The following is a 26,462-nucleotide window of genomic DNA, read 5'->3' as shown; positions in this document are numbered from 1 at the left end:
CTCCACACCTCATTTCCATAAAAATACCGGATATCCATCAAGATCACCTCTAAGATATCTCGCAAGCAGCATTGCCTGTACATACGGAACCATTCCCCATTCTATTTTTTCTTTCAGGTATGGATGCGTCAGGGTTTCTTTCTTTTTATTCTGCCATTCTGTCAGTACGGTCCTGCGTAAATCGTCATCCATCAAAACCGCACCATTTTCCATTTTATCAAAATTCTTTCCTGTCACTATTTTTTTATTAATTAGTGACAGAGCAAAACGGTCTGCCAATACTGCCCGCAATTCTTCGATAAGATCCAGAGATAATGATGCCCTTCCCGGACGATCGGTGTGTAGATATCCTACATATGGGTCCAGTCCGACAGTTTCTAAGGCTGAGGTAATTGTATTTGTCAATAATGTATAGACAAATGAAAGCAAGGCATTCATATTATCCATAGGCGGCCTTTTGTTTCTTCCGTGAAAAGTAAAGTCTTTTTTCTGTTGAAGAATCAATTCGTCAAAAACACTAAAATATACGCTTGCCGCTTCCCCTTCATAACCTCGCAGTTGATCTTTTGATCCACTATTCTGTATAAGTTCAAGCGAACTTTTTAAATTATCAGAAGCTTCCTTAACCTTACCGACATCAATCTGCATGCTGTGATCTCTTGTGACACGCTCCAGAACCCATCTTGCATTATGAACCTTGCCAACAATGCAGTTTCTGGCAATTTCCATACTCCTCGCTTCATCAAGGCTGCTCTCATACTGCTGTTTTCTTAAAATCACGTTTCCCTTAACCTTGCCTGTAACCCTTGCCAAAAACTTTCCCTGCGGGGTCAGATAACACAGGGAAATATTTTTGTCTGCACAGGCACCCATCAATGCCGGGCTGGTCCCCCTATATCCAAAAGATACAATTCCTTCCAGATTATGCAGGGGGAGGCGCCCGATTTCCTTATCCGAATCCCAAACAACAACATTTTCGCCGTCCAGAGCCAAATAACTGTTCTCAGAGGTTACATAAAGCGTATTCAATAATTTTTTCATTCTTCATCCTCATTCAAAATCTGATGCATGTAATCCTTCACGGAAACTGCTTTCCCAAGTTTAGGAAGACATATGTCCTTTAGCGAACATGCGTTACACGCCTTGCTGTATTTTACTTTTGGTGTATAGCGTCTTTCATAGTACTGATGCATTTCATGAAAGATTTCATTTACCTGCTGGCGGAGGCCGTCTGTTATTTCTACAATTTCACGCCTTCGTGTTTCCCCGTAAAAAATAGCTCCTTCCGGGATAGATGTAGAAAACATCTCTTCCAGACATAGCGCCTGTGCCACGAGCTGTAATATATCTTCTTCACCTGCTTTAGGCTTCCCCTTTTTATATTCAATAGGATAGACGTTATACAATCCCCGGTGCCCCTGCAATTTAATCCCATCTTCATTTTTATGAAACTCCACCACATCACACTCACCGCTGACCCCCATATTTCTGGAGGAAACCGGCAGTGCGCGGGTAATAAGCACATCCTTTCTTTTTTCTGTTAAATAGGGATCGTGTACCTTTTTGTGCATCAACCCGCCCACTGCAGTATGTACATTTTCATCCCATTGCTGCTCAATATGGATAAGTGCCCATTGCCGGCGACAAAATTTAAAATGCTGTATCCCGGATATCATTAAATACTCATCTTCACGGTATTCCATTATATTTTCCTTGTCATTTCCACTGTCTGCGGAATTGCATCCTCATGAATTTCCACCGTATAATCCTGATATTTCCTTGGAAATTCTACACCTTCTTTTCTCTTAACCTCTACCGCGTCAAATAACTTATAGGCCGGGCAGTCTCCTAATTCTTTACTATGCTTAAATACAATCAATTCACGGACTGCCATTTTACCTCTTGCTGCAGAATGGTCAAGTTCAAACATATTAATGATCGCCTCCCATAAAAGCTCCAGGTCGTCCTCTGAAAATCCGGTAACCTTTCTGGCAAGATTTGCAGAAATATATCCTTCTGCACGATACAGCGCATATGGAACGATACTTTTTCTTCCCATTTCTGTGCTCTTGTTTTCGGCATCCTTTTCTGTCGTAATTGCCACTCTTGTAATTGTTACTTCCTGACTGATAATAGGATCAATGCTTCTTGCGAAACCAAGCTGCACAGGACCTCTGACCTGACCGCAGTTCAGCGCCGCTTTTACAAATGTAGTCATAACAGCACCAAATGTCCTGATATCATAAAAGTTACTGCACATGAAATCCCTGATTTTCTCATCTGCTTTCGGATCTTTTTTCTTCAGGTCCTTTATAGTCTTATCGTTAACTCCAAGATATTCGTATGCCTCATTATCACTTCGGTTCAGAGGGACATCTTCTTTAATATAGATTCTGTATCCTGCAGCATCTTCTGCATCTTCTTTTACAGTCTCAACATAATTCCGGATCTTTCTCTTCAGGCAGACGTCTGTAACAAGTCCATAGCCGCTTTCTGGATCAATTCTTGGCATATTACCCGCATCCGGGTCACCATTTGGATTTCCATTTTCCACATCAAATAAAATCACAAATTCATACCTGTTTTTAATCACTTCACTCATTTACTTGTCCTCCTTTTTCTCATATCTTTTCTGAACCTGATGATAGTAGCCTAAAATAAATCTCCCCTGCTCTTCCCGTGTTAGTTTCTTTGGAAATTCTTCTATATCTTTCAAAAGCTTTGCCAAACGTTCTTCAGAATCCATCTTATAATCTTTTTCAGAAGAATCTCTCCTCCTTAAGGATTTAATCTTTTTAATATGACTATTTTTCAACTGTATTAACACAGGAAATATAGATGCGGGAGTAGCACATGCTGCATTAAAATACCTGTCCTTTATGGTTGCATTAATTCCCGGATTTGCCTCCTCCTGAATTGCTTCCAGTACAGAAAAAACTCTTCCCAAGACATACGCCGCATCATGATTTTCTTCATTAACTCTCATATATTTCTCTCCTTCCTCCATCACAGAATTTCTGATCAGATAAGCTTTTATAATCGCCGCACGGCCCCATGTTATCCGGCCCTGTTCCGACCTTATGCGAATCATCAGGTTGCTGTACAGACTAACCGGGTATTTCCCGCCGGATAGTATTGCCTGCAATACCAAAGCAGCCATATTTGAAACAGGCTTTTTCTCTTTCGATTTCTGGTTCACGGTTTCCTGAAGCACTTGCCACACTCCCAGATACTTCCGTTCTTCCCAGGATGGCTTCACGATCTCCATGCGTTCATAATGTTTCGCTATATTACTTAATATACTGCCAAAGCAATCCTGATAAAAAAACCTCACAGACAGCCTTGCCGCATTTGGCGCCAACCCCAGAATATAGAATCGCTGGCTCGTATCCAACTCTATATCATCTACTGCAACTGCCCGATGCTCCTTTAAAGCATCAAAGATACCTTTCATTACTTCCTGATTATCCGGTTGGGGGTCTATAGACCAGCAAAAAGCATCCTGATAAATTTTATCTCCATTTTCTGCCCAAAACACCACCATAGTATCCCCAAGCTGAAATGTATACTCTCTCTGGGACAGCAGGTAGTTCAATGCCGTAGTATATGCAAATGCAGCATATTTTCCAACTGGGGCATTATAACTCTGTTCCTTCCCATATGACTCAAATGCCGGAGCATTAAAGGATACCAGCGCCGCACCGCTGGACTGAGCGCCCGGAACACCTTTGACCGTACTGTGAATTCTTGCAATTTCCGCCCTGTTTCCTGTTACCAGACAAATGCCGTCTGACTCTCCTGAATTCGATTCATTAGCCTGCATCCATGCCTTTTTAATATCAGGATCATCCTGAGCATAATCCACTCCCATACAAAATATCAGATTCGCACCTTCCGTAATTTCGTCCCATAATTCCTGAAGCTCATAATGTTCTTTTGCACGTTCCGGTTCCCATGTTGCAAAAAACTTTTTTATTGCTTCTGCCATGTTATTATGTACATTTTCCAGAATATCAATATGTTTTTCTTTTGCCGCCTGAAAACAGTCCAATACTCTTTGGTTCGTCCCCTCTTTATCAATCCCAAGTAAATATTTTGAATTGTCACACAGAAAGTTAGAGGACACTCCCGAAGATCTCGCAACCATTTCCGGAACTTCAATAAGACTGGGAACCCACACCTGCTTCTTCCCTCTGTATTCCTCTTTCTTAAGATCGACTACACCTTTCAGCCTTCCATCCTCTGCCAGATTCAATGCAAAAGAAACTTTTGCGTGACACCATCCCCGTCGGGAAACTTTTCCATCCTCTGCCAAGGTCTCATAATGTTTAACAAGTGCCTGCAGTATCATCGAACCACCTCACAGTCTCTCAGATCCAGTACGCCCCTTTTCATAACTGCCCTAAAAAACATTGGCTGGATATTTTCGGGGTCTGAATAATCCATATCATACAGCATAAACCCCAAGTCCTTTTCCTCAACTGCTTCATAGGCTGTTACAATCTCTTCTTCACAAAGGCAAAAATTAGCCGGAAATTCCCTGCAGCCGAAATACGGCATATGATAACATTCTCCTTTTCTCAGACGCCGCATCATAATGTCCTTAAACTTACCCGGATTGTCACCTTCATTCGCTTTGTCAGTCATTTCGAAGTGAGCCTCAATGACATATTCCACATCACGAAGAATCAGTGATGCCCTCTGCACGATCTCTTCTTTACTGCTCATAAATAAAGGTTTTTCCCCTCCATTATATACCGACAGAGCATTATTTGCGGAGACTTTACTTTTTACTTCATTTCGCCTCACACTTGTAAACTGAATTGGCTTGTTCACATAAATCCTGTCAATGATCCACCTTAATCCCGGATGCCAGTATATGGCTTCCAAAATCCCCCGGGCTGACGAAGGTGTCATGACATCGTAAGTACATCTTTCCACTTTCATCTCTGGGCGAGAAAATAGGGCAAAATCCCCCCACACTTTAACTTTCACACCGATCCCCATGCATTTTCCTCCTTCCTGTAATTTAACTTTTTCATTTGATGACTCATCCCCTTTATTCATTTCAATTCATGTCCCCGCGAGGGGAACGACGAAAAATTGTCTGTCAAAGCCGGACCCTTTGCCGAATTTCAATCCACGTCCCCGCGAGGGGAACGACTTGTCTGCCTGATAAGCAACCGCAGCCAGCAGGAATTTCAATCCACGTCCCCGCGAGGGGAACGACTTATTTTCTCAATTTTTTACACCCCCTGCCATTATTTCAATCCACGTCCCCGCGAGGGGAACGACCCCTTTTAAAAGGGGCGGAAAGAAGGTATTTTTATATTTCAATCCACGTCCCCGCAAGGGGAACGACCAAGTGTATGCCAATACGGGGGCAGGGACTTATATTTCAATCCACGTCCCCGCAAGGGGAACGACGCTATACCGATCAAAAAACAGATACCGGTATATTATTTCAATCCACGTCCCCGCAAGGGGAACGACCCAGACTACAGGCTTTTTATAACGAGTAGACTTAATTTCAATCCACGTCCCCGCAAGGGGAACGACCTTGACAATAGCAACACTTCTTACTAGGTAAGACATTTCAATCCACGTCCCCGCAAGGGGAACGACTGCAAAATAGACAATTTCCACCTCAGATATTTAGACATTTTTAACTAAATATTAATGAAGTTTGTCTACATTATGCTCTTTTTTCTTTCTTTCATTTACAAACACACTCAATTTGTGCATTTTTTCTGGTGCGAATCCCCCAGTATTTTTATGTTCACTTCAGGTTCGCACTAAATAATTAATGATTGAGCATTATCTAGAATTTATTCATTGCTAATGGTAAATGAAACTAGTAAACATTAACCTTGCTCATAAAAAATACTCCAAATTGCATACCCCCATGCTATGTAAAATGATAAAAAAACTTCTATAAGTGATTGTTCCTTATTTTTAATAATACCATATTTTAATAGATATATTAATAAGTTATCTCTTCTTTGTTTTATCCCAACTCAAAATACTACCGCCCTCCCATACTCCACATCCAGCCTCAGCCCCATCTCTTCTGTATACTGCCCGTCATCCCGCAGCAGAAAGAAGTCTTCTCCCCCGTCTTCTGAGATTGCCTGCAGCATTCCCGCGGCATTTAATTTATCAAAATCATTTTCATATACATTGATGCAGTATTGTCCTGCCTGACGCACCAGTTTTTTTGTAAAACCATTACGTTGTATTTCTTTAAGAAGATTATCTGCCTCTTCTTCCCGATTAATAAAGATTGTCGTTGTATTCTCTTCGATTAATTTGAATTCCTTTGCGACTTTTGTGAAAGGATACCTTCCACGCCTGAATTGTGCAAGTATGTTTTTCTTATCCAGACCCTCCCCACGGAAATGATACAGCATTTCAAAATATTCCATGATAGCTTCTAGTGATGAAATGTCCCGCCCATCCTCAATCAAATCGTTTGCCACCGCGATCTGCTGCCGCTGCCCGGATACATATCCCCTGTCTTCCAGCCTGAATATGTAAGTATTACTTTCTTCCGCTGATCTTTTTCCTTCCCTGTTACATCTTCCTGCGGCTTGTATGACGGAATCAACTCCTGCTAATTGTCTATAGACAGACTGGAAATCCAAATCCACTCCTGCCTCTACAAGGCTCGTTGAAATGACGATGCATTTTTTATCACCATCTAAACGTTTTCTGATATCTTCTAGTACCTGCTTCCTATGTTTCGGATACATGCTTGTGGACAAATGATAGACGCCTTCACCTTTGAGTCTCTGATAAATGCTTTGGGCCTTCTTTTTTGTATTTACAATACAAAGCGCTTGTTCCTCCTTCTCTAGTTTCTCAGCTAATTCTTCTTCGGAAATCCGGCTCAGGTCCTTCAGTGTAACTCGTTTAAAAAACCGGAACTGCTCGTCCAGTCTCGGGCATAATTCCACCGCATCTATACTGCTCTGAAAAAACTGCTGTAATGCTGGTTGTGTCGCTGTGCAAAGAACAATACTGGCCCCATAATGCTGTATCAGTTCCTCCATTGCCGCAATACACGGCTTCAAATAATCGTTCGGAAGCATCTGTGCTTCATCAAAAATAATGACACTATTTGCCATGTTGTGTAATTTCCTGCACTTAGATGACCTGTTTGCAAAGAGCGATTCAAAAAACTGGACATTTGTTGTAACAATGACCGGTTTGTCCCAGTTTTCCGAAGCCAGATGCATTGGCTTTAACTCCTCATCACTTTCATAATCGATATTATAATGATTTTCCAAAACATTATCTTTTCCCAAAATGTCGCTGAAGACTCTGGCATTCTGTTCAATGATGCTTGTATAGGGGATTACATAAATAATACGGTCCATCTTGTTCTTAACAGCATGGCGAAGTGCAAATGCCAGAGAGGCCACTGTTTTTCCGCCCCCTGTGGGTACGGTCAGGCGGAAAAGCCCCTTCCCTAATTCACCTTTTTCCAGACAGCTTCTAAGGATCTCCGTTCTTCTTCCGTTTACCGTATCCAGATTGTCATTGTCAAGCCACTTAGAAATATGCTGTTCCAATTTCTTAAGAAGGGTTTCCATATCTTCTCCCGAATCACGCCCTGTCTCACCCTGTTTCATAAAATATTCTGTATCCAGAAAATCTGCATCTACCAGACACGAATATAGCATTCTTATAAACATACTCAGGGCAAAGTCAAAATTGGCTGCGCTTTTTGGATCAAAGGGAGGATTTTTAAGAGCTGGGACCTTTATCTCCTGCTTATATGCCTCAAAATCTTTCACATTTTTCTTCAGCCGCCCCATCAGCGTAGCCGATGTTCCCAAATCCGCCTTCTCCCCTGTATCCGGCAGGCCGGAATGATGCCCCGCTATGCAATAACTCAGAAACCCATACAGACCTCCCATTTCATAACAAACTTTTGCCCCGGCAGTTGCATGGTCAACCTTTTTATCACTCCCTTGCAGCCGCTGCTGAAATTCCAGAGAATATTTTCCAATATCATGCAGCATACCACTGCAGTATCCCCATTCATAACACCCAAATGTCTCTGCGAATTTACCTGCCCGTTCCGCCGTGCCTGTCAAATGTTCCTTGATACTTTGTTCCCTTATTCCTTCAATATGAGCCAGATATTCCATAGTTACTCCTTTCCTCTTATACGACTACTTCATATGGTAACATTTCAGCAGACTCTTTAACCATTCCACATACATTTCCACAACGTCATCCGGTCCGAGAATTTCTGCACGATCACCCAAACTACTGATCCACCCGAAAAACTGTCTGCTTACATTAACAGCAGGATGAGCAATAAAGTGATCCGCATCATCCATATGAATCAAAATTCCTTTCCCAAAACGGTCTATTACGACACCAATCAGTTCATTTCCAAAACGCAGCTTTAAGCTTCGTTCTTCGCCACCGTACATACCAAACGTCTTCTTAGCAAATGCCGCCAGATCAAAACGGGCAAATTCTTTTCTCCCTGCTCTGCGTTCTTTCGTCATTTCAGTATTTATCATCTTATCAACTCTATAATATTTTACAGACTTCACCGCTGAATCATATGCAATCATATAATAATTTTCATCATCCCATGTAAGTGCCCAGGGGCTGACTATATAGAATTCACCATTCTGGCGTGCCTCAAATTTACTTGTTAGATTCTCCAGCTTCTTTATCAATTCATTCGTCTTGTTTTCCGTAATAAACTTTGATGCCTGTACTGCATCAACCAGTAATTTTAATTCCGGAAGTTCAAACTCCCTGCCTGCCACATAAAATCCGGACGGCTGCGTACGTTTGTTTATGATATCCATTCCAAATTCATTCAGGGCCTCAATGTCATCATATATACTTTTTCTTTCTGCACTTATTCCGTACCTTTTCAATTCATTAATCAGTTCTATTGTAGAAAGTACATGATCCTCATCCGTTTGTTCCAACAATATTTTCATTAAATACAGCAATTTTAATTTTGTCTCTCTTGTTGCCATATTCCTCGCTCCTTCACACATTCGTCTAAGTCAATTATAAGTCACTGCAAATGTCAGAACAACCGTAAACCCCAGAATTTTACTCCCTTTCCTGCTTTACAGGTTCCACTTTTTCTTTTACTTTCATTCCGCTTATGACCTCACAAATAACTTTGGAATTTGTAATAAACCGTACTTTTACTTTAAAATTTTTCGAAACTTTAGAGTATATCCGCCCGGCTGTATAGGTTCCCGTCGCTGATGTGTAAGGCATATTAGCAACATACCCGACTGTTCCTATGTTTTTTATCTTTACTACAATTGCATCCCCGTCATATGGATTATCGGGTTCCTTTACACATTTCAATGTCTTATCAATTTTAAAAGGTGTAACTCCAAAATAGTGATTAAACCCTGTAACTGTAACATAATGCTTCTTCATATTTCACGACCTCCTTTTGTTCATAAATAAACTTTAACAAATACCCAGTCCCAAAATCCGGCCTCCCCCCTCGTACATACATTCGTTTTATTAAAAAAAGAAGACCGGTGGCTCTTTATCTGCCACCAGTCTCCCACTGATTTCCATTCTTACTTTATAGAACTTCACCATTCGTCTCTATTACTTTCCTGTACCAGTAAAATGATTTTTTCCGGCTTCTGCTCAATGTTCCTTTTCCATCTTCCTGTTTATCCACATAGATAAACCCGTACCGCTTCCGCATCTCGCCGCTTCCTGCACTGATCAGGTCAATCGGCGCCCATGATGTGTATCCCATCAGCTCCACGCCGTCCTCCTCTACAGCCGTCTTCATTGCCCGGATATGCCTGCGCAGATAATCGATCCGGTAATCATCCTCAACCTCCCCGTTTTCATTCGGAATATCAACCGCACCCAGCCCGTTTTCCACAATAAATAATGGCTTCTGGTAACGGTCATATATCTGGTTCAGAGTAATGCGAAGTCCAAGCGGGTCGATCGGCCATCCCCATTCGCTGAAATCCAGATAGGGGTTCTTTGCAGATTTAAAGAGGTTTCCCCCTGCTTCTTCCCGGCCGCTTCCTGGTGAGGCGATGCATCTGCTGTTGTAGTAAGAAAATGAGATAAAATCTACCGGATGTCTCTTTAATATCTCTTTGTCCCCCGGCTCCATGACCGGAAATACACCATTTTTTGCAAGACGGGCTGACGCATAAGACGGATAATACCCCCGGGCCTGAACATCCACAAAGAAATAGTTTTCCTGATCCGTCTTAAGTGCCTCCCACACATCCTCCGGCTTACATGTATATGGGTAGGCACTGCCCGCCGCAAACATACACCCGACCTTATTTTCGGGGTTCACCTCATGTGCCATTCTGGTTGCCAGCGCGCTTGCCACGAGTTCATGATGAGCAGCCTGATATTTGATGCGCTCTTCATTTTCCCCGTCTTCAAAATAAATTCCCGCCCCCATAAACGGGGCATGCAGGATCATATTGATCTCATTGAATGTCAGCCAGTATGTCACATAATCCTTATAACGGTTAAACAGTACATCGCAGAGATGAAGATAGAAATCTATCATTTCTCTGCTTCTCCATCCCCCGTACTTCTTAATAAGGCCGATCGGGCAGTCAAAGTGAGAAATTGTAACCAATGGCTGAATCCCATACTTTCTGCATTCCTCAAATATTTCTTTATAAAACTGAAGTCCCTCCTCATTCGGCTCCTCTTCATCTCCATGCGGGAATATACGGGTCCATGCAATACTCAGCCGGTACACCTTGAATCCCATCTCTCCGAAGAGACGGATATCCTCCTTGAAATGGTGGTAGTGATCAATAGCCTCTATGGCCGGATACACATGAGCATCATCCATTTCCAGCATCTTCAAATGCCCTGTGATCACTGCCCCCCTGTCACTGCCGGACGGACACACATCTACATTTGCAAGCCCTCTTCCGCCTTCGAAAATCCCACCCTCACACTGGTTCGCCGCTGTTGCGCCTCCCCATAGGAAATTATTTTGAAATCCCATTCTAACACCTCTTATTTCAATACTTTCAACAGGTTTTCACCCGGATTAACCTGTTCCTTAACTGTCTCAACTACGTCCAAAAAGTCATCTGTGTTTGCAACAATGACAGGTGTTTCCATGCAGAAGCCTTTATTTTTAATAAATTCTATGTCAAACTTCACGAGAAGCTGGCCTTTCTGAACCCTGTCCCCCTGTTTTACAAGAGCCTCAAACCCTTCGCCCTCCAGCTGCACCGTATCCAGACCGATATGTATCAGGAGTTCTACCCCCTCATCCGTTTCCAGACCGAGAGCGTGCAGTGTCGGAAACAGTGTCGAAACAACACCGTCTGCCGGGGCGAATACCTTTCCTTCCTGAGGAAGAATCGCCGCCCCCTTCCCGAGAACACCGGATGCGAATGCATCGTCTTTGATGGATTCCAGTTTCAGGACTTCCCCTTTTATTGGGCTTGTAATATCTATCTGTTTTAAGATGCTGCTGTGTTCCTGCTTTCCGCCATCTGCCGCAGCTCCTTCCTCTGTCTGATTGTTTTCCACATCAATTCCATTGTTTGTCTCTGTTTTTCCACATGAACCCCCAATTTCTTTCACACCCTCTTCTCTGTAGAAGATCATCGTCGCCGCAAAAGCAAGCACCATCGTAATCACAACACCCACGACAGCTACGATCAGGTTCCCCATACTTCCGTCAGGCTCGATCATGGCCGGGAATTCAAAAATGCCCATACCGCCCATCATAAATTTTCTGAAATTGAACGCACCATAGAATCCCCCGCCGATTCCTCCGACGATACAGCTGATAATAAACGGTTTCTTCAAAGGAAGCAGGATACCATATATGGCCGGTTCTGTGACACCGAAAATACCCGAAATAAAGTTCGGCAGGGCCATTTCTTTTATTTGTTTGTTCTTCGTCTTGAAAAAGATTGCCAGCACAACCGCTGAGGTCGCAAACGTACATGCAAAGAACGGCATCATAACATTGTCATACCCATTTGTCATAATGTTGTTAATATAGACCGGGATGAATCCCCAGTGCAGGCCAAATATAACAAGAATCTGCCATGTAAGCCCGACAATTGCCCCAGCCAGCATCGGGCTGAAATTCCGTACTGCCATAACGCCCTCTGCAATAATCGTTGAGGCAAATGTAGCCAGAGGTCCGATCAGAAGAAGGCCTGCCGGAATTGCCACGAGCAGTGTCAGCATCGGGACAAAGAAGAACTTCACCAGATCCGGCACGATTTTGTTAAAGAATTTCTCACACTTGGATGCAAAGTATACGACGAAGATCACCGGGATCACTGTGCCGGTATAATCCATTGCAATCAGCGGAATCCCAAAGAAATCTGTATACACCGCGGATTCAAACATCGTCCCTGAAAATAATGTATAAAGTACATCATTACCTGCCGAAAGCGCGCTTCCCTGTATGGCGGGATAGCACATGATTGCGCCGATCACGAGACCGAGCATCGGCTTGAGATTGAACTTCTTCGCCGCCGTATAACCAAGAAACAGCGGAAGGAAGGTGAACAGGCCGTCACCGACCGCATTCAGTACCAAATAACCGCCGCATGTATCAGAATACAGATGCAGAGCTACAAACAGGGCATTTAATCCCTTGATCATACCGCAGGCAGCCATGATTCCAAGAATCGGCTGGAAGATACCCGAGATGATGTCGATAAAACGGTTGAAAATATTCCCGGAAGTTTTTTCTTCTATGCCTGCCGCGCCTTCTTCCAACCCAATCAGAGGCATCACATCAGCATAGACATCCGGTACATGATTGCCTATGACTACCTGATACTGCCCACCACTTTTCATAACCGTGACGACACCGTCCATATTTTTCAGGACATCGTCCTTTGCCCTGCTTTCATCCTTTAACTTGAAACGAAGTCTTGTGATACAGTGTGTCAGACTGATGATGTTTTCTTTTCCGCCGACATTTTTGACAATTTCTTTTGCCAGATTTTCATACTTACCCATTTTCTTTCCTCCATTGATAAAAATTATATTTATGAAGGTTTGGCCAACTTAATGTCACCATCCTGGCATACATGGTATCTATGCAGCAGGTTTTCATTACCTGCAGGTTTTATTAATCACTCTTTCTATATGAATTGTAAGATACAGCTGTTCTTCCCTTGATAAATGATATTCGTATTTTTTCTGAATAAACGTTGTGATCTTCTCTACACACCGGTATGCATCCGGATACTTCTCTTTGATAATCTCCCACAGGCCATCGCTGTCATCTTCTTCGTATGTTTTATGTTCCGTAAGCCGTTTTGCAAAGAATTTCAGATGTGTAATAAACCGGTAATAATAGACGTCATCTTCATCGAACTCAATGTGGAAGAAATATTTTACAATATTCACGACTTCCTGCATGATTCTGGTAATCTCATACATGTTATGCATCTTCTCTTCATTCATCTGCGCATTCGCAAGATGGAGGGCAATGAACCCGGCCTCATCCTCCGGTAGCCTTACCTTGCATTTCTCCTCGATCAGGTCCAGCGCCCACAGCCCTGTCTGGAATTCGTCCTTATAGAAACGTCGGATATCCCAGAGTAACACATTCTTCACTGTCACGCCCTCCAGAAAACGTACAATAGACGTATGGACGTGGTCGATCAGGGAAATATAGATCATATCGTTCAGCTTGTTTCCCAGCCGCAGCTTTGCCTCCGTAATGATCTCTTCGCCGATGGCAATATGCTCCATCGGAACATCCTGAATCAGAACCTGAAATTTATTGTTTGCTTCGGATTCCGATAGAAAAAAGGTCTTGTCAATCACTTCTTTCGGAATATCGTCACCTGTCTTTTTCTTGAAACAGATTCCTTTCCCCATCACAATCTTTTCCTGGCCCTGCTCATCCAGTACAACTGCAACATTATTATTCAAAGTCTTAAAGATTTTCATTCTCTGTTACCCCCTGAAAATAAAATAGAGTTTCGCTTGCGAAACTCGCGCCTGCGGCGCTCGCTCTGCGACATCTACCTTATACGCCGCAGTGCGCATCCCCCGGAAGGCTTTTTATTTCATAGGATGTACTTTCCTATGAAATAAAAAAACCTATATGCACAAATAAATCTGGAAACTCCTGCGTCCAAAATTATCTCTACATATAGGTTTAGCTTGCTTACGCAATCACCATCCCATTTACAAAACAGAGCATAGCACAGCTTTTGTGAGAAGTCAATCTCCTGCTCATCAGCTGGATGAACTTTCTCTGTTTTTCATAAATTTTCTACTGTATTTTTGTTCAATCTGCCTTCTGTCACGAAAAGGCAGCGGCAGAATAAAATATATTAATAATGAAAGAAAGGTCAAAACATTATGCTTACAGTTTATATAATCATTGCGGCTGTAGTCCTAGTGATCGCAGTCCTTGCATTCTGTATCGTATGGCAGGTCCGAAGCCGTCGTTTTCGTCCCTCTGGCAATAAACAGAGCCAGCAAAATGAATTAAACGCCGATCTCGAAGAAACCGGGTTTGCCTATGAATTAAAAGGTGATTATTTCTATTCTCTTATGGACTGCTGGCAGAGAGAAGTCGGTTACTGCCGCCTTTATGATGAAGCCGCACCGCTGTTCAATATGATCATGGATTGTGAACCAGTTACCTTTAGCTATGCCGGCAAACGCTGGCTGATTGAACTCTGGAAGGGCCAGTATGGTATCACGACCGGCGGTGAAATAGGAATCTATAACACGGAAAGAAACGATATCGATTCCGATAAATTCAAAGGAACATTTTACGAAAACATTAGTAATGAAGAGATGCTGAAGATGTCGTTTGTGCTCCGCAGAAACGGCAGGGTTATTTTAAAGAGAAGTGCTGTTCACTGGTGGCTCACAGGTTTTAAACTCGGACAGTTTTCCCATACTGACATGCTGACGATGGATGCCAGAATCAGCTTCCCTGACCGCGGCATGAGAAATGCCTTTGTGGAATCACTCGTAGATATCGGTTACCGCAAAAAGGAATATTCAATCAGAAGGAACACCGTTTGTATTCATTATACGACACCGCATTCCCCTCAGGCTGAATCCCGCAATAAGGTAAGTGCAGCTCTTGTACAGCAGACAAATCACAACAACTGTAAACTCTACGAATTTGCAACAGGAAAATACAGTGATACCCTTGATAAACTGGAATACGCAAAGGCAATGGCCCCGGAGCTTTATAAATTATTCATCGACTCACTTTATGCAAGGGGAATATATGAGGCCTTCGAGTGGATCAAAGACTGGCTGGGCGGGAAACCACCGCACCCGGTTCCGCCAGTACCGCCATGCCCGCCACCTAAGCCTCCGATACCACCGTGCCCGCCTGAACCACCCTGCCGCCCGGAGCCTCCGTGTCCGCCTGAACCTCCATGTCCGCCGAAGCCGCACTGTCCGCCGCCTTGTAACTGCCCGCCGTGCAGTCCGAATCCATGCGCGCCTTGCCCGCCAAGGCCCAGTTGTCCACCACAGTGCAATCCGTGTCGTCAGGGAAATTATAATTCCTGCAATATGGAGCAGCGAAACCAGATGCAGTGCAGTCCCTGCAGAAACAACAGGCAGATGAGAGATTCACAGTATGGATACCAATCGGAAGAGACAGAATCCTATTCTGACAGAAATGATGATTTTGAATAGACCGCAGAAAAAACCTAAGTTTCTTTAGGATAGAAAAATTCCGGAAATGATAGAATCTTCATTTCCGGAATTTTTATGATATGCGCCCATATACGTCTTTCACACCAGCTTGGTATTTCCCGGCCATCAGTATTATTTTTCTCCTAAAGCTTTCTAAATAGAATTGTCAATCTCACTTTGTTTATTTTTATCATTTTGGTATGTCTTAGTAAAAAGTAGTGAAAAACAAATACATGAAAGGATCATTATACAAGGCAAATAATGTGTATCTTTATAATCCGGAAGGAATGTCAGAATTATATTAGTCATAAAATGCATAAATGATATAATCCATATATTTTTAGTTTTCATATACACATAACCAAACGCAACTGACAGGGCGGGCAAATAAATAAACCTGGCGAACTGTACTGTCCAGTTCCAATTATCAATTGGAAAGTAAAATGGTATATGCCATATTTGCCAGAGTACACCGACAAAAATGACGCCCAGCCGTTTTCCGAATCTTCTTTGTAATAATGGCTGGAGATACCCCCGCCATCCATATTCTTCCCCGAATGTCAATATACACTGTAATGGAAATGTTACAATAGATGCAACAGGAGCAAAAAATATAGTAGATGTTATTCCTTTAAAATTCATACACATAACTACAATAAGCATAATAACTGTATATAATAATATATATTTTGCCCCAGCTTTTATGTTCTTAGAAGGATCCAGCTGTGGACAGGACATCCATGCATATAAAAGTATAATTAGACTTAAGATACCATTACCTATTACTATGAAGTTCTTTAGCAGGGGTTCCCCTATAACGCCTGTAATCCTAAACAACAATGCGAAAAGAGACATACAAAAAGCAATTATAATTATTTTATATATTTGTTTTGCTCCCTTTTCTTTATCGCTGTTTCGTATTTTTGCTAAAGCGACACCAGCCGCAGGCGTTAACATCATAAATAGAGATATGTTATAAACTTCTTCATATATCCCCAAATAAATAATGATGCCAAAAATTAAGGAACATCCATACGAAATAGCAAAAAAAATTGCAATCTCTGCTTTTTTAGAATTACCTGCCCTCATTCTATTCCTTGTATAATATTTGTAGAAGCTGAATATTATACTCTCCTTCCTTTACTCCCAATTCCCCTTATTTCCATATTTTAACTATATCACTTTCAACTTTTAATTCAATAGTTCAAAAATAATGTTAAAAGAAATAATCCATCAGTAAATCTCTTCTTGTATATCGTGCCCTCCCGAAATATAATGAACATCAGAGAAGTTTCTAAATCACAGGGCAATAGCGGAGAAGGAAGTGGTTAATATGGACGGTAAAATATTATTGGTAGATGATGAGAAGGATATCGTGGATTTAATGGAAGAGGTTCTGCGGCAGGATGGGTTCCGGTTTATTAAAAAGGCTTATACCGGTATGGAGGCCTTACAATTATGCAAAGAATTTGAGCCGGATATCGTGGTTTTGGATATTATGCTGCCAGATAGCAACGGCATAGATGTGTGCAGAAAAATCCGTGAATTTTCTATCTGCTCGATCCTTTTTCTTTCTTCAAAAAATGAGGATGTTGATAAAATCCTTGGCCTGTCGAGCGGCGGTGATGATTATATTACGAAGCCTTTCAGCCCGCGTGAAATTGTATTCCGGATTAAAGCACAGCTTAGACGCCAGCAGTACCATACCGATTTTCAGCCGCTTGAAAAAAGCATGATTACTGCCGGCCCCCTTTCGCTAGATAAAGAGAGCTGCCGCATTTATAAGGACGGAAATGAAATCAGCCTGACTGGGCGCGAATTTCTGCTTCTGTCTTACTTCATGGAAAATGCGGATAAGATCATAAGCAAAGAACATTTATACGAACATGTGTGGGGTGAGTACAGTGTCATTTGTGATAACACGATTATGGTCCATATACGGCACCTTCGTGAAAAAATTGAGGACTCCCCTTCCAATCCCCGGCAGCTTATTACTGTGAAGGGTCTGGGATATAAATTAAAGAAAAGGATTGATTAGATGAGAAAATCTGGATACCGTTCGACACTGCACATATATTTCATTTTTTTAACAGCATTACTATGTGTAACTATTTTTGCAGCCCTCTTTTCGTTATCCATAATCACGGTCCATACTCCCGGCGGTTCTGCTGAAAGGAGCAGTTACCCGAAAGAGTTTACCGTGGGTTTTCAGGAACAGATTGTTTTTACAGATAATACACCTCGTATCAAACAATCCGGGTTGGAACTGCTGCAGTCAAATCATGCGGGAATACAGATTCTCAATGACAGCGGACAGGAAATAGTCAGTTATCAGAAACCTGAAGATTTCAGGGATTCTTATTCTTACAGAGATCTCTTGGAGATAAGTGAAACAGGACATATAAACGACAGTGGGACAACATCCTTTGTCGGCGCTCTGGAACATAATGGAAAAGATTACACTTATATCGTTCATTTTCCAGTAAATATAGCAAAGGTGACGATGTATATGAACGGAGACCGGTTTACAGCAGGGAAGCAAGTCCTCTTCCTGTGCTTAGGTGTTATGTTTTTAACCATACTTATCGCCGGATTTATTTACGGATTCCGGATCACAAACATCATTAGCCGCTTGTCTCACTCGATTCAGAATATTGCACAACGTTCTTATATCCCAACAGCAGACAGGGGTGCCTTCCGTGATCTCTTTGACAGTCTGGACCATTTGGATGCAGAAATCAAAGCAAGTGATAAAGTGGCGGAAGAAACGGAAAACTTGCGTAAAGAATGGATTTCCAATATAACACATGATCTAAAGACACCCTTGTCCCCTATAAAAGGCTATGCGGAGATGCTGTCTGAAAAAGATATCATATCTGAAGAACAGGTAAAAAAATATTCTCAGGTGATGCTAAAAAATGTTTCCTATATGGAGTCGCTGATCAATGATCTAAAGCTGACCTATCAGCTGGACAGCGGCATGGTTCCTATCCAGAACGAGCACAGGAATATTGTCCGCTTTTTAAAGGAACTGGTGATCGATATTCTAAATAATCCTGAATATGAGAACCGCGAAATTCATTTTGACTGTCCTGAGGAAGAAATTACACTTTTCTTCGACAGTAAGCTCATGACAAGGGCCTTTCAAAATTTAATTCTGAATGCTTTTGCGCACGGGAATGAAGATACAGAGATTACCTTACGAATTGCAAAAGCTGGAAGCATGGTGCAGATCATTGTCTCTGATAACGGAAATGGTATAAAACCTGAGGAAGCCAACCGGCTTTTCCAGCGGTATTACAGAGGGACAAACACGGAACAAAAGACAGCAGGAACAGGCTTGGGACTTGCTATAACAAGAAGTATTATCGAGGCACAGGGCGGCAGTATCATGGTCGAAAGTGAACTCGGAATCGGAACTGATTTTAAAATTTATCTGGGAAACGGATAAGAAGTGCACCCCACAGATGCATACAGGTGCGTAACTGCATTTTCATGAATTAAGGTTAATTAAGGATGCCTGCAAGTTAGATTAAGGTTGATAGCTTATTATGTTATGTAATAGCTATTAACCTTTTTTGTTACATTCACTGAACATCAAAAATACAGAAATTGAAAGGAGGAACAGCTTTGAAGATTATTTTGAAATATATTCTCACAAATGTTAAGGAAAGGAAAACACGGACAATTGTCATGCTTCTGTCAATCGTCCTTTCTGCAGTACTTTTGTTTGTTTCGTTTTCAATCGGTACATCCTATGAAAATGCACAGCAAAAAATGGCACGCGGAATGGCCGGGTCTGCCGCGATATCAGTCAGTCCCCTGTCCCCCGATGATACGGTCGGCTTAGATGATATCCCGGAATTAACTTCTATTAAGGCAAAAGCCGGCATGCTGGAGGGCAGTGCCCTGTACCATGAGGATGGTTATTATGAAACCATTGATTTAATCGCTTCTGACCTCTCTTTGCTGAACCAGATAAATAAGCCCCGCCTGGTCAGCGGCGGGGACATCGAAAATTTTACGGGTTACAAGGTTATCCTGCCTGACCGTTTTACTTCTAAATATGGAATTGAAAAGGGGGATACCGTCATTCTTCAAATCAACGGTGTCCCCACCCGGTTCGAAGTTGCCGAAATAGCTTCTTACGATACAGTCTTTTTAAGACATACAAGAGGTGCAACGGCTCTGCTGCCGGAATCCACACTCGCAGAAATTTTACAGAAAAAGAATGGATACAGCGAAATTCTGATAGAACCTGCCGGGGATGTATCTGCCGGGGAATTGGCGGACACGTTGACTGAGGAGCTTTCCGGCCGCCCCCTTAGCGTATCAAAGGTCGTGAATGAGGAGCAGATAGAAGCCGATGCCAGACAGAAATCAATGCCGTTCTTCCTCATCAGCTTCTTCGCCCTGACGATGAGTGTTTTTATTATTTACAGCAGCTACAAGGTCATTACATTGGACCGTTTACCAATCATTGGAACATTTCGCAGTATCGGGGCGACACAGAAAACGGTAACCCGTATATTAATGCTGGAAAGTGCCTTATATGGCTTTACCGGTGGTATCATTGGTATCTTGCTCGGCACAGTTATCCTTAAACTGATTTTACGGGGCATGGGCGATTCTTTGTCAGCAGGCATCGAAATTCCTGTTGTTATTACTCCTGCGGCAGTCCTGCTTTCTTTCGGGGCGGCGGTTGTCGTTTCCATACTCAGTGCATGGATTCCGGTACGCCGTGCCAGCCGGCTGCCAATTAAGGATGTTGTATTAGGAATGGTGGAAGAAAAACATATGCCAAACCATCACGCTGCCGGCATCGGTATCGCGCTTCTTGTGGTTTCTGTGTTACTTCCAAGGCTTGCCTCAGGGAAATTCCTGTACCCCGCAGGTGGTTTTTCATTACTCGGATTGATATCTGCGGCAATCATGGTCATCCCGCTTGTTACAAACTTATTGTCAAAAGTTCTGGAACGAGTGTATACGGTTATCTTCAAGAATGAAGGGATGCTGGCAGCCAGAAATTTGAGGGATAATAAAAACATAACCCAGAATATCACTCTCTTGTTCATCAGCATTTCCGCTGTGATTGCAATTACAGTTGTCGGTAATTTTGTCAATACCTATATCACAGATGTATTCAATGGCGCTGAACTTCAGGGATTTGCAGACGGGGAAATGGATGAAGATTTCATCAGACAGGTGGAAGGGATGGAGGGAATTGAAAAGATACTGCCGGTCTATGTATTCAATAATGAAATGCAGTGTCAGGATCATACATTCTCACGACTGGAGGCCACAGACAACCTTGAACTATACAACTCGATGTTTCATCTCATCTATTCAAAAAAGGACATGGAAGTCTCCGCCATTTCCGCTTTTTCGGAGACACGTTCCATCCTCATTCAGGAGGATGTCCTGAACAGGGATGACTATGAAATTGGTGATTCGCTGACACTGGAGAACGATTCCGGCAGGAATACTTACACCATAACCGGAAGTTTTAAATCGAGGGCTACCGATGTCGAAGCTGTTATCCCCTCGGCTTATGCCATCCCGGATTTCAAACCTGCGGCATATCATTTTCTGGCCTATACGGCTGCCGATCCGGATTCTATTATGATTCAGATCAGGGATTTGTTTGGAAATACACAAAACTGGAGCCGGACTGTCGAAGAATTTAATACAGATGCACTTTCCACGGTTGGGGCATTTCTGGAGCCAATGTATAGTATGACCTATTTGATACTGCTGCTGGCCGCAGTGGGCATCATTAATAATCTGCTGATTAACTACATCCAGAAACAGCGTTCGATTGCCATGTATAAATCAGTCGGCCTGAGCAACAGGCAGAATATCAAAATAACAATCATCGAAAGCCTCACCTCCGGGATCATTGGAGCCGCCATCGCAATCGTTGTATCTTATCTGGAGATCCAGACAATCTTTCTTGTGGCAGGTCCTAAAATATCCATGTCACCGGATTTGGATTTCAAGACCTTTTTATCAGCCGGATTATTGGGAATCCTCGTCACACTGGCAGGTTCGGTTGTTCCTATGGTAAAGAGCAGAAAAATGAAACTGGTTGAAGAGATAAAATTTGAATGATAAATAGGAGGACGTGAAATGAAATCAATTACTGGCAATATTGCTGTCGAAGGAAAGAATATCGTCAAAGATTTTATAATCGGAGATACAACGACACAGGTGCTGAAAGATATCTCTTTAAAAGTTTTAAAGAGTGAATTTGTCTCTATCATGGGACAGTCCGGTTCCGGGAAAAGTACGCTCCTCTATATACTGGGCGGCCTTGATACACCGACCAGGGGAACTGTTTCTATGAATGGAATAGATATCTCTAAATTTGATGATGAAAAAATGAGTAGAATCAGGCGTCAGAAAATAGGTTTTGTATTCCAGTTTTATAACCTGATCCCGAATCTGGATGTAGAGGAAAATATTATGCTGCCTCTGCTGCTGGACGGGAAAAAAATACGGGATTATAGAAAACGGCTGGATGAAATCCTCGAAGTAGTAGGGCTGACGGACAGGAAAAAACATACACCAAGGGAGCTGTCAGGCGGACAGCAGCAAAGGGTCGCAATCGCCCGTGCCCTAATGGGCAGTCCTGACATTTTATTTGCGGATGAACCTACTGGGAATCTGGACAGTCAAACCGGGGCAGAGATTATGGAACTCTTACAGTCTATCAATAAAAGCAGCGGCCAGACGATTATTATGGTCACCCATTCACCAGAAGCAGCGAAGAGCAGTGACCGTATTATTACCGTAAAAGACGGAGTGATTTTGTAACTGCTTTTTGGGAGGGGAGAAATACAGGGGCATCATGACCCAGGCTGAATCATGATGCCCCTTATGGATAATTAATCTTTTAATTCATTCCAACAATTCTGACCTCTCCCCAGATCCCTGACGGGAATGGTTCTTTTATCATCTCTCTCTCCCGCCAGTTGAATACTTTTTCTTCCCTGCACCGGTTCAGCCCGCCAGAAGCATATGGCCATTCCGATATGATTTTATCTTCCAGTATTTCCGGATATTCCGGATCGATCATTTTGTTAATCAGGAGATTTGTCACGACCAGTTCCACGCTGTTTTCACCCTGGTGCAAAAGCCCGGTGATATCTGCCCTGTAAGGATGCTTGATCACGGTATCAGCCAGCGTGCCATTTACATAGATCTCAGCCGTTTCCCCGAGGTGATCCATATGCAGTATTACAGCGCCGGAGCCTTCCAGTTCCGCCCATTCGTCTTCTGTGATACAGAAACATTTGCTGTACCTTCCGCTTCCAGAGTAATACTTAAGCTCCGGTTCTTTCTCCCAGCTGTCCAGCACATGGTATTCTTTTCGGAAATCTTTTTCCGGTATATCGAGAATCCAGCCGCGAGACAGGTCCAGAGATATGATTTCCTCTTTTCTGCGTTCAGGCTCAGGCATATCCATCCCGTCATGAAATACAAAAAGCAGGGACTGATATGCTTCTATATCAAGGCTTACCTCTATCCCATCCTCTGTCACTTGTATCTGTCGGATCTCCTTTTCTTCACAGTTCATAGGGTCAAATACACAGAATCCAGTTTTGGCTTTTGTAAACTTTATCGTTTCTTCTGTGTCTTTTTCACTAATATTAGACATAAAATAAATATCATCCGTCTCCGTTTTACGCTGTACATACCCGACGGTTTCCGGATGGTGGTATATCAGCACATCCGGGGTTTTTATCCTGCGCAGTTCCTGAATCAGACTGTCAAACTTATCCTCTGTGACGATAACATTCCCCTGCCTTTTCAACTCATTTCCAATCTCACGGATTCTGGCAGTATCCTCCTCAAACCGGAGCATTCCACAGGACTTGTCCGGAATCCTCCCGGCTGCAATGACGTTCCCGCCATTTTCCGCAAACTGCCGGATCTTTTCCATCGTATCGAGCGGGATATGGCCGCACTCAATCAGGAGCAGTGTGTCATATTCATACTTTTCCCAATTTTCCAGAACATCATCATTGACGTAGTCGAACCAGTAGCCCGCCTTATGGATCGCATTTATGCAGGATGATTCCAGTCTTTCGTCCAGCTTCATGCACATATGCGTATCCGCGAGAGGGGTTTTTGCCCATATATCATGCTGTGGCAGATACACGGCCGTAGAAACCACCGGCGTGCCCCGCTGCAGGAAGTCACACACACGGTTGATATAAACACTGATCTCTTTGTAATACTTCCACCATGTGTTCGTATGGTTAATGTTTGTGGATGCATAAAATGGAGTCATCCCCACACCGTCTTCTTTACTGTAGCTGTATCCGTGGTTGACAATCTGGTTGATTCCGTCCAGAAAAATACTGTCTGCCGCCGCCTTGATGTTTTCCAGTGACACTACAAACCGCGGGAAACGAAGCCAGGTAAAGGATTCATTGGAAATAACAGGCTTGCGGTAGACATGCCCGGCTGAAACCGCCAGCCTTCTGTGTACCGTATTCACAGCATATCTGTCAAATGCTGAGAAGGTCTCCCCTTCCGGAATATCTGCAGCCCCGTATGCCTGAAGGATGTCCCCCCATGTCCCGTGCGCCTGGATTCTGGAAACGGCGCCCTTTTCATGACACCACTTAGTCAGTTCCCGGAAGAAATTCTCCACGGTAAGCTCACCCATTGTTTTCTGGAAATCATACCGGATCTGTTCTGTCAGTCCCTTTACCTCCCCCCACAGGGCATAGATGTAAGGTCTGAGCTCATACCCTCTTCTTTTGCGGAACTCATCATACAGGATATCCGTCCAGTTGTGTCCGAACACCTCGATGGAATCACAGAAAAAGTTGCTTATTTTTCCCCGGCCGACGTTCTCTACAATAGGGTCCCCGCCATATTCCAGAAAGGCCCTCAGGGAATCCTTCCGGTTATGGTCTATGATCAGCCCTTCCCCGCCCCGCAGAGGTTTCAACACTCTCTGCCTTTTATCACTGGACACAAACAGGACGATTTTGTGCACGCCCTCAGGTATCACGATCTCTTCGATTTCCGTGCCCCAGGGCCAGTTGAACAGATACTTATCCACCACACGCTCTGTGATATCCACCATCGTCTCCGGAAGCATCTGGGCACCTTCCATTTTTCCCAGCACTGCACCGACAACTTTCCCGTATATGACTGTCGTCAGGTCTTTCGAAAAACGGCATGGCCCTTCGATGTCCAGACAGAACGGGAGAACACTCGGCCCGCTTAATTCTTCCGTAAGAAACGGCCCTCCAAAGGGCCAGGATGACCCGAGTGTCAGATCAAACTGCATTCCCCGTGCTGCGGCCTCATCTGCTGCAAAGCGTATCATTTCAAAGTATCCCGGAGAAAGATATTCGTAGTTTTCGACACCTTTTTCTTTATTATCCGCCTCTACTGGGTATAAAATCTGCAGTTCCACACCCCCGATCTGTGCCTCCTTCATCAGATCCAGTTCCCTTATAATCTCATCCTTTTCCACTGCACAGCCATACCACCACCATCTCGTACGTCCTCTTGTCTCACTGCGCGGCTGGTTCAGCTGATGAATGACTTCTTCTTTATTCATTTGAACACCTCCCGGCTTAATCGTTAAATCTTTTCCAATGCCTGCTCCAGATCCCCGATCAGTACATCGGCCCCTTCCAGGCCGCAGTGTATCCGGATCAGGCCGCTGTCATGCCCGTTCAGGTTCAGGAACTCCAGTTCCTCCTTCTTGTAATGTATCAGGGGGCACAGTGCCAGACTCTCAAACCCGCCCCATGAACAGCCGATTTCAAATACGTTCAGGCTGTTTACAGCCTTCACCGCCTTTTCAGGATCTCCTTTCAGTACAAAACTCATGAGTCCCGTATGTCCCGACTGCTGTTTTTTGATCAGTTCCGCCTGTGGGTGGGAGGCCAGTCCTGTATAGTAGACCCGTTCTACCTTCGGATGGTGCTCGAGATAATCTGCCACCTCCATTGCGGTCTGCTGATGCTGTTCCACCCGCAGGTGCATCGTCCGCAGCCCCCGGATTCCCAGCCACGCCTCCATCGGCCCTAATATCCCGCCAAAAAGCTCCCGGATTGTTTCCCGGATCAGTTTCCCCAGTTCTTCATCCTGAACGACAAGAATGCCGCCGATAATGTCACTGTGTCCACCGATATACTTCGACAATGTATGCATGACAATGTCGATTCCCATTGTCAGCGGTTTCTGGAAAAGCGGCGTACAGAATGTATTATCAATATAAGTCTTGATGCCGTGGGCCTTTGCAACCCTGGCCGCACCTGCGATATCCGTTACGGTAAAAACAAATGTCGCCGGGCTTTCCAGCAGAATCATATCCGTATTATCCTGAATCAGATCTTCCAGCCGGTTAAGGTCCATCCCGTCCCAATAGGATACCGTGATCCCCATTTTCGGAATAAAATACCTGTTCAGAATATTTTTCACCGGCTGGTAGACATCCCGCATACAGATCACATGGCTGCCTGCGCGGCATACCGCCAGTATTGCTGCCGATGCTGCCGCCATGCCGCTGGAGAATGCGATTGCGGTGCTCCCCTTCTCAAGGGCCGCCACCTTCTCCTCTAAAATATGTACAGTAGGATTTGCCGCACGCCCATATACATAGGCCTGGTCCTCCTGATGGGATGCATAGGATTCCAGACTGTCAAATACATGGAGAGAGTTCATAAATACCGGGGGAACAACCGCATTCATATATTTGCTTTGTTCTTCCCCAAGATGTGTGATTGCTAATCTGTCTTCTTTGTTCTGCATGA

General features: G+C 43.5%; 19 protein-coding genes and 1 CRISPR repeat array. Of the genes, 5 read left to right on the top strand and 14 right to left on the bottom strand.

Translation table 11 applies throughout. The features are described from left to right. Positions 1 to 9: 9 nt before the first annotated feature. The 11 genes from cas1c to DWX43_RS12860 form a co-directional block, all read right to left on the bottom strand. Positions 10 to 1,041 (bottom strand): type I-C CRISPR-associated endonuclease Cas1c, encoded by a 1,032-nt coding sequence (gene cas1c / locus DWX43_RS12910; RefSeq protein WP_118620566.1) that lies wholly within the window; start codon positions 1,039 to 1,041, stop codon positions 10 to 12. Then, positions 1,038 to 1,703, bottom strand: a complete 666-nt coding sequence (gene cas4, locus DWX43_RS12905; RefSeq protein WP_118620565.1) for a CRISPR-associated protein Cas4 — start codon at positions 1,701 to 1,703, stop codon at positions 1,038 to 1,040. Before cas4 ends, cas1c begins: the two co-directional genes overlap by 4 nt. Beyond that, positions 1,703 to 2,602, bottom strand: coding sequence for a type I-C CRISPR-associated protein Cas7/Csd2 (gene cas7c / locus DWX43_RS12900; protein WP_118620564.1), 900 nt, complete (start codon positions 2,600 to 2,602; stop codon positions 1,703 to 1,705). Before cas7c ends, cas4 begins: the two co-directional genes overlap by 1 nt. Further along, positions 2,603 to 4,351, bottom strand: coding sequence for a type I-C CRISPR-associated protein Cas8c/Csd1 (gene cas8c, locus DWX43_RS12895; RefSeq protein ID WP_118620563.1), 1,749 nt, complete (start codon positions 4,349 to 4,351; stop codon positions 2,603 to 2,605). Then, complete coding sequence (gene cas5c, locus DWX43_RS12890; RefSeq protein ID WP_118620562.1) at positions 4,348 to 5,007, bottom strand: type I-C CRISPR-associated protein Cas5c; 660 nt, start codon at positions 5,005 to 5,007, stop codon at positions 4,348 to 4,350. The genes cas8c and cas5c overlap by 4 nt, the downstream gene beginning before the upstream one ends. Before the next feature lie 58 nt (positions 5,008 to 5,065). Next, positions 5,066 to 5,625: direct repeats of the CRISPR family, unit length 32 nt; unit sequence ATTTCAATCCACGTCCCCGCAAGGGGAACGAC. Positions 5,626 to 6,017: 392 nt separating this feature from the next. Beyond that, positions 6,018 to 8,156 (bottom strand): CRISPR-associated helicase Cas3', encoded by a 2,139-nt coding sequence (cas3, locus tag DWX43_RS12885; protein WP_118620561.1) that lies wholly within the window; start codon positions 8,154 to 8,156, stop codon positions 6,018 to 6,020. Positions 8,157 to 8,180: 24 nt separating this feature from the next. Then, positions 8,181 to 9,014, bottom strand: a complete 834-nt coding sequence (locus DWX43_RS12880) for a WYL domain-containing protein (protein ID WP_109733666.1) — start codon at positions 9,012 to 9,014, stop codon at positions 8,181 to 8,183. A gap of 79 nt (positions 9,015 to 9,093) precedes the next feature. After that, positions 9,094 to 9,435, bottom strand: coding sequence for an HIRAN domain-containing protein (locus tag DWX43_RS12875; protein ID WP_118620560.1), 342 nt, complete (start codon positions 9,433 to 9,435; stop codon positions 9,094 to 9,096). A 154-nt stretch (positions 9,436 to 9,589) separates the two neighbouring features. Then, positions 9,590 to 11,014: a 6-phospho-beta-glucosidase gene (locus DWX43_RS12870; RefSeq protein ID WP_118620559.1), complete on the bottom strand. Its 1,425-nt coding sequence runs from the start codon at positions 11,012 to 11,014 to the stop codon at positions 9,590 to 9,592. An 11-nt stretch (positions 11,015 to 11,025) separates the two neighbouring features. Continuing rightward, the gene (locus tag DWX43_RS12865) at positions 11,026 to 13,008 is read right to left on the bottom strand and encodes a beta-glucoside-specific PTS transporter subunit IIABC (protein WP_118620558.1); all 1,983 of its coding nucleotides are present in this window, start codon (positions 13,006 to 13,008) and stop codon (positions 11,026 to 11,028) included. Between the two features lie 96 nt (positions 13,009 to 13,104). After that, positions 13,105 to 13,950, bottom strand: a complete 846-nt coding sequence (locus tag DWX43_RS12860; RefSeq protein ID WP_109733663.1) for a PRD domain-containing protein — start codon at positions 13,948 to 13,950, stop codon at positions 13,105 to 13,107. A 417-nt stretch (positions 13,951 to 14,367) separates the two neighbouring features. Between DWX43_RS12860 and DWX43_RS12855 the strand changes: the two genes are divergently transcribed. Further along, the gene (locus DWX43_RS12855) at positions 14,368 to 15,675 is read left to right on the top strand and encodes a DUF4474 domain-containing protein (protein WP_118620557.1); all 1,308 of its coding nucleotides are present in this window, start codon (positions 14,368 to 14,370) and stop codon (positions 15,673 to 15,675) included. A 153-nt stretch (positions 15,676 to 15,828) separates the two neighbouring features. Here DWX43_RS12855 and DWX43_RS12850 read toward each other — a convergent pair whose 3' ends face one another. Next, positions 15,829 to 16,764, bottom strand: coding sequence for a CPBP family intramembrane glutamic endopeptidase (locus tag DWX43_RS12850; protein ID WP_118620556.1), 936 nt, complete (start codon positions 16,762 to 16,764; stop codon positions 15,829 to 15,831). A gap of 244 nt (positions 16,765 to 17,008) precedes the next feature. Here DWX43_RS12850 and DWX43_RS12845 point away from each other — a divergent pair, with 244 nt between their 5' ends. The 4 genes from DWX43_RS12845 to DWX43_RS12830 all read left to right on the top strand — a co-directional run bounded on the left by DWX43_RS12845 (position 17,009) and on the right by DWX43_RS12830 (position 22,491). Beyond that, positions 17,009 to 17,713, top strand: coding sequence for a response regulator transcription factor (locus DWX43_RS12845; protein ID WP_109733660.1), 705 nt, complete (start codon positions 17,009 to 17,011; stop codon positions 17,711 to 17,713). Further along, positions 17,714 to 19,126, top strand: a complete 1,413-nt coding sequence (locus DWX43_RS12840; RefSeq protein WP_118620555.1) for a HAMP domain-containing sensor histidine kinase — start codon at positions 17,714 to 17,716, stop codon at positions 19,124 to 19,126. Positions 19,127 to 19,305: 179 nt separating this feature from the next. Further along, on the top strand, positions 19,306 to 21,786 hold the full coding sequence (locus DWX43_RS12835; protein WP_243099311.1) for an FtsX-like permease family protein: 2,481 nt from the start codon (positions 19,306 to 19,308) through the stop codon (positions 21,784 to 21,786). Positions 21,787 to 21,804: 18 nt separating this feature from the next. Beyond that, a complete protein-coding gene (locus tag DWX43_RS12830) occupies positions 21,805 to 22,491 on the top strand; it encodes an ABC transporter ATP-binding protein (RefSeq protein WP_118620554.1) in 687 nt (228 codons plus the stop codon). Between the two features lie 79 nt (positions 22,492 to 22,570). Here DWX43_RS12830 and DWX43_RS12825 read toward each other — a convergent pair whose 3' ends face one another. Together DWX43_RS12825 and DWX43_RS12820 are read right to left on the bottom strand one after the other, a co-directional pair. Further along, positions 22,571 to 25,261 (bottom strand): glycosyl hydrolase, encoded by a 2,691-nt coding sequence (locus DWX43_RS12825; RefSeq protein WP_118620553.1) that lies wholly within the window; start codon positions 25,259 to 25,261, stop codon positions 22,571 to 22,573. A 23-nt stretch (positions 25,262 to 25,284) separates the two neighbouring features. Beyond that, complete coding sequence (locus tag DWX43_RS12820; protein WP_118620552.1) at positions 25,285 to 26,460, bottom strand: PLP-dependent aspartate aminotransferase family protein; 1,176 nt, start codon at positions 26,458 to 26,460, stop codon at positions 25,285 to 25,287. Between the last annotated feature and the right edge of the window lie 2 nt (positions 26,461 to 26,462).

It is taken from the genome of Clostridium sp. AF19-22AC (assembly GCF_003479085.1).
Classification (GTDB): domain Bacteria; phylum Bacillota; class Clostridia; order Lachnospirales; family Lachnospiraceae; genus Faecalicatena_A; species Faecalicatena_A orotica.
This window is presented reverse-complemented; position numbering and strand designations above follow the sequence as displayed.

Coding starts and splice junctions, on each gene's coding strand:
- cas1c (WP_118620566.1), bottom strand. CDS start 1,041: ATGAAAAAATTATTGAATACGCTTTATGTAACCTCTGAGAACAGTTAT.
- cas4 (WP_118620565.1), bottom strand. CDS start 1,703: ATGGAATACCGTGAAGATGAGTATTTAATGATATCCGGGATACAGCAT.
- cas7c (WP_118620564.1), bottom strand. CDS start 2,602: ATGAGTGAAGTGATTAAAAACAGGTATGAATTTGTGATTTTATTTGAT.
- cas8c (WP_118620563.1), bottom strand. CDS start 4,351: ATGATACTGCAGGCACTTGTTAAACATTATGAGACCTTGGCAGAGGAT.
- cas5c (WP_118620562.1), bottom strand. CDS start 5,007: ATGGGGATCGGTGTGAAAGTTAAAGTGTGGGGGGATTTTGCCCTATTT.
- cas3 (WP_118620561.1), bottom strand. CDS start 8,156: ATGGAATATCTGGCTCATATTGAAGGAATAAGGGAACAAAGTATCAAG.
- DWX43_RS12880 (WP_109733666.1), bottom strand. CDS start 9,014: ATGGCAACAAGAGAGACAAAATTAAAATTGCTGTATTTAATGAAAATA.
- DWX43_RS12875 (WP_118620560.1), bottom strand. CDS start 9,435: ATGAAGAAGCATTATGTTACAGTTACAGGGTTTAATCACTATTTTGGA.
- DWX43_RS12870 (WP_118620559.1), bottom strand. CDS start 11,014: ATGGGATTTCAAAATAATTTCCTATGGGGAGGCGCAACAGCGGCGAAC.
- DWX43_RS12865 (WP_118620558.1), bottom strand. CDS start 13,008: ATGGGTAAGTATGAAAATCTGGCAAAAGAAATTGTCAAAAATGTCGGC.
- DWX43_RS12860 (WP_109733663.1), bottom strand. CDS start 13,950: ATGAAAATCTTTAAGACTTTGAATAATAATGTTGCAGTTGTACTGGAT.
- DWX43_RS12855 (WP_118620557.1), top strand. CDS start 14,368: ATGCTTACAGTTTATATAATCATTGCGGCTGTAGTCCTAGTGATCGCA.
- DWX43_RS12850 (WP_118620556.1), bottom strand. CDS start 16,764: ATGAGGGCAGGTAATTCTAAAAAAGCAGAGATTGCAATTTTTTTTGCT.
- DWX43_RS12845 (WP_109733660.1), top strand. CDS start 17,009: ATGGACGGTAAAATATTATTGGTAGATGATGAGAAGGATATCGTGGAT.
- DWX43_RS12840 (WP_118620555.1), top strand. CDS start 17,714: ATGAGAAAATCTGGATACCGTTCGACACTGCACATATATTTCATTTTT.
- DWX43_RS12830 (WP_118620554.1), top strand. CDS start 21,805: ATGAAATCAATTACTGGCAATATTGCTGTCGAAGGAAAGAATATCGTC.
- DWX43_RS12825 (WP_118620553.1), bottom strand. CDS start 25,261: ATGAATAAAGAAGAAGTCATTCATCAGCTGAACCAGCCGCGCAGTGAG.
- DWX43_RS12820 (WP_118620552.1), bottom strand. CDS start 26,460: ATGCAGAACAAAGAAGACAGATTAGCAATCACACATCTTGGGGAAGAA.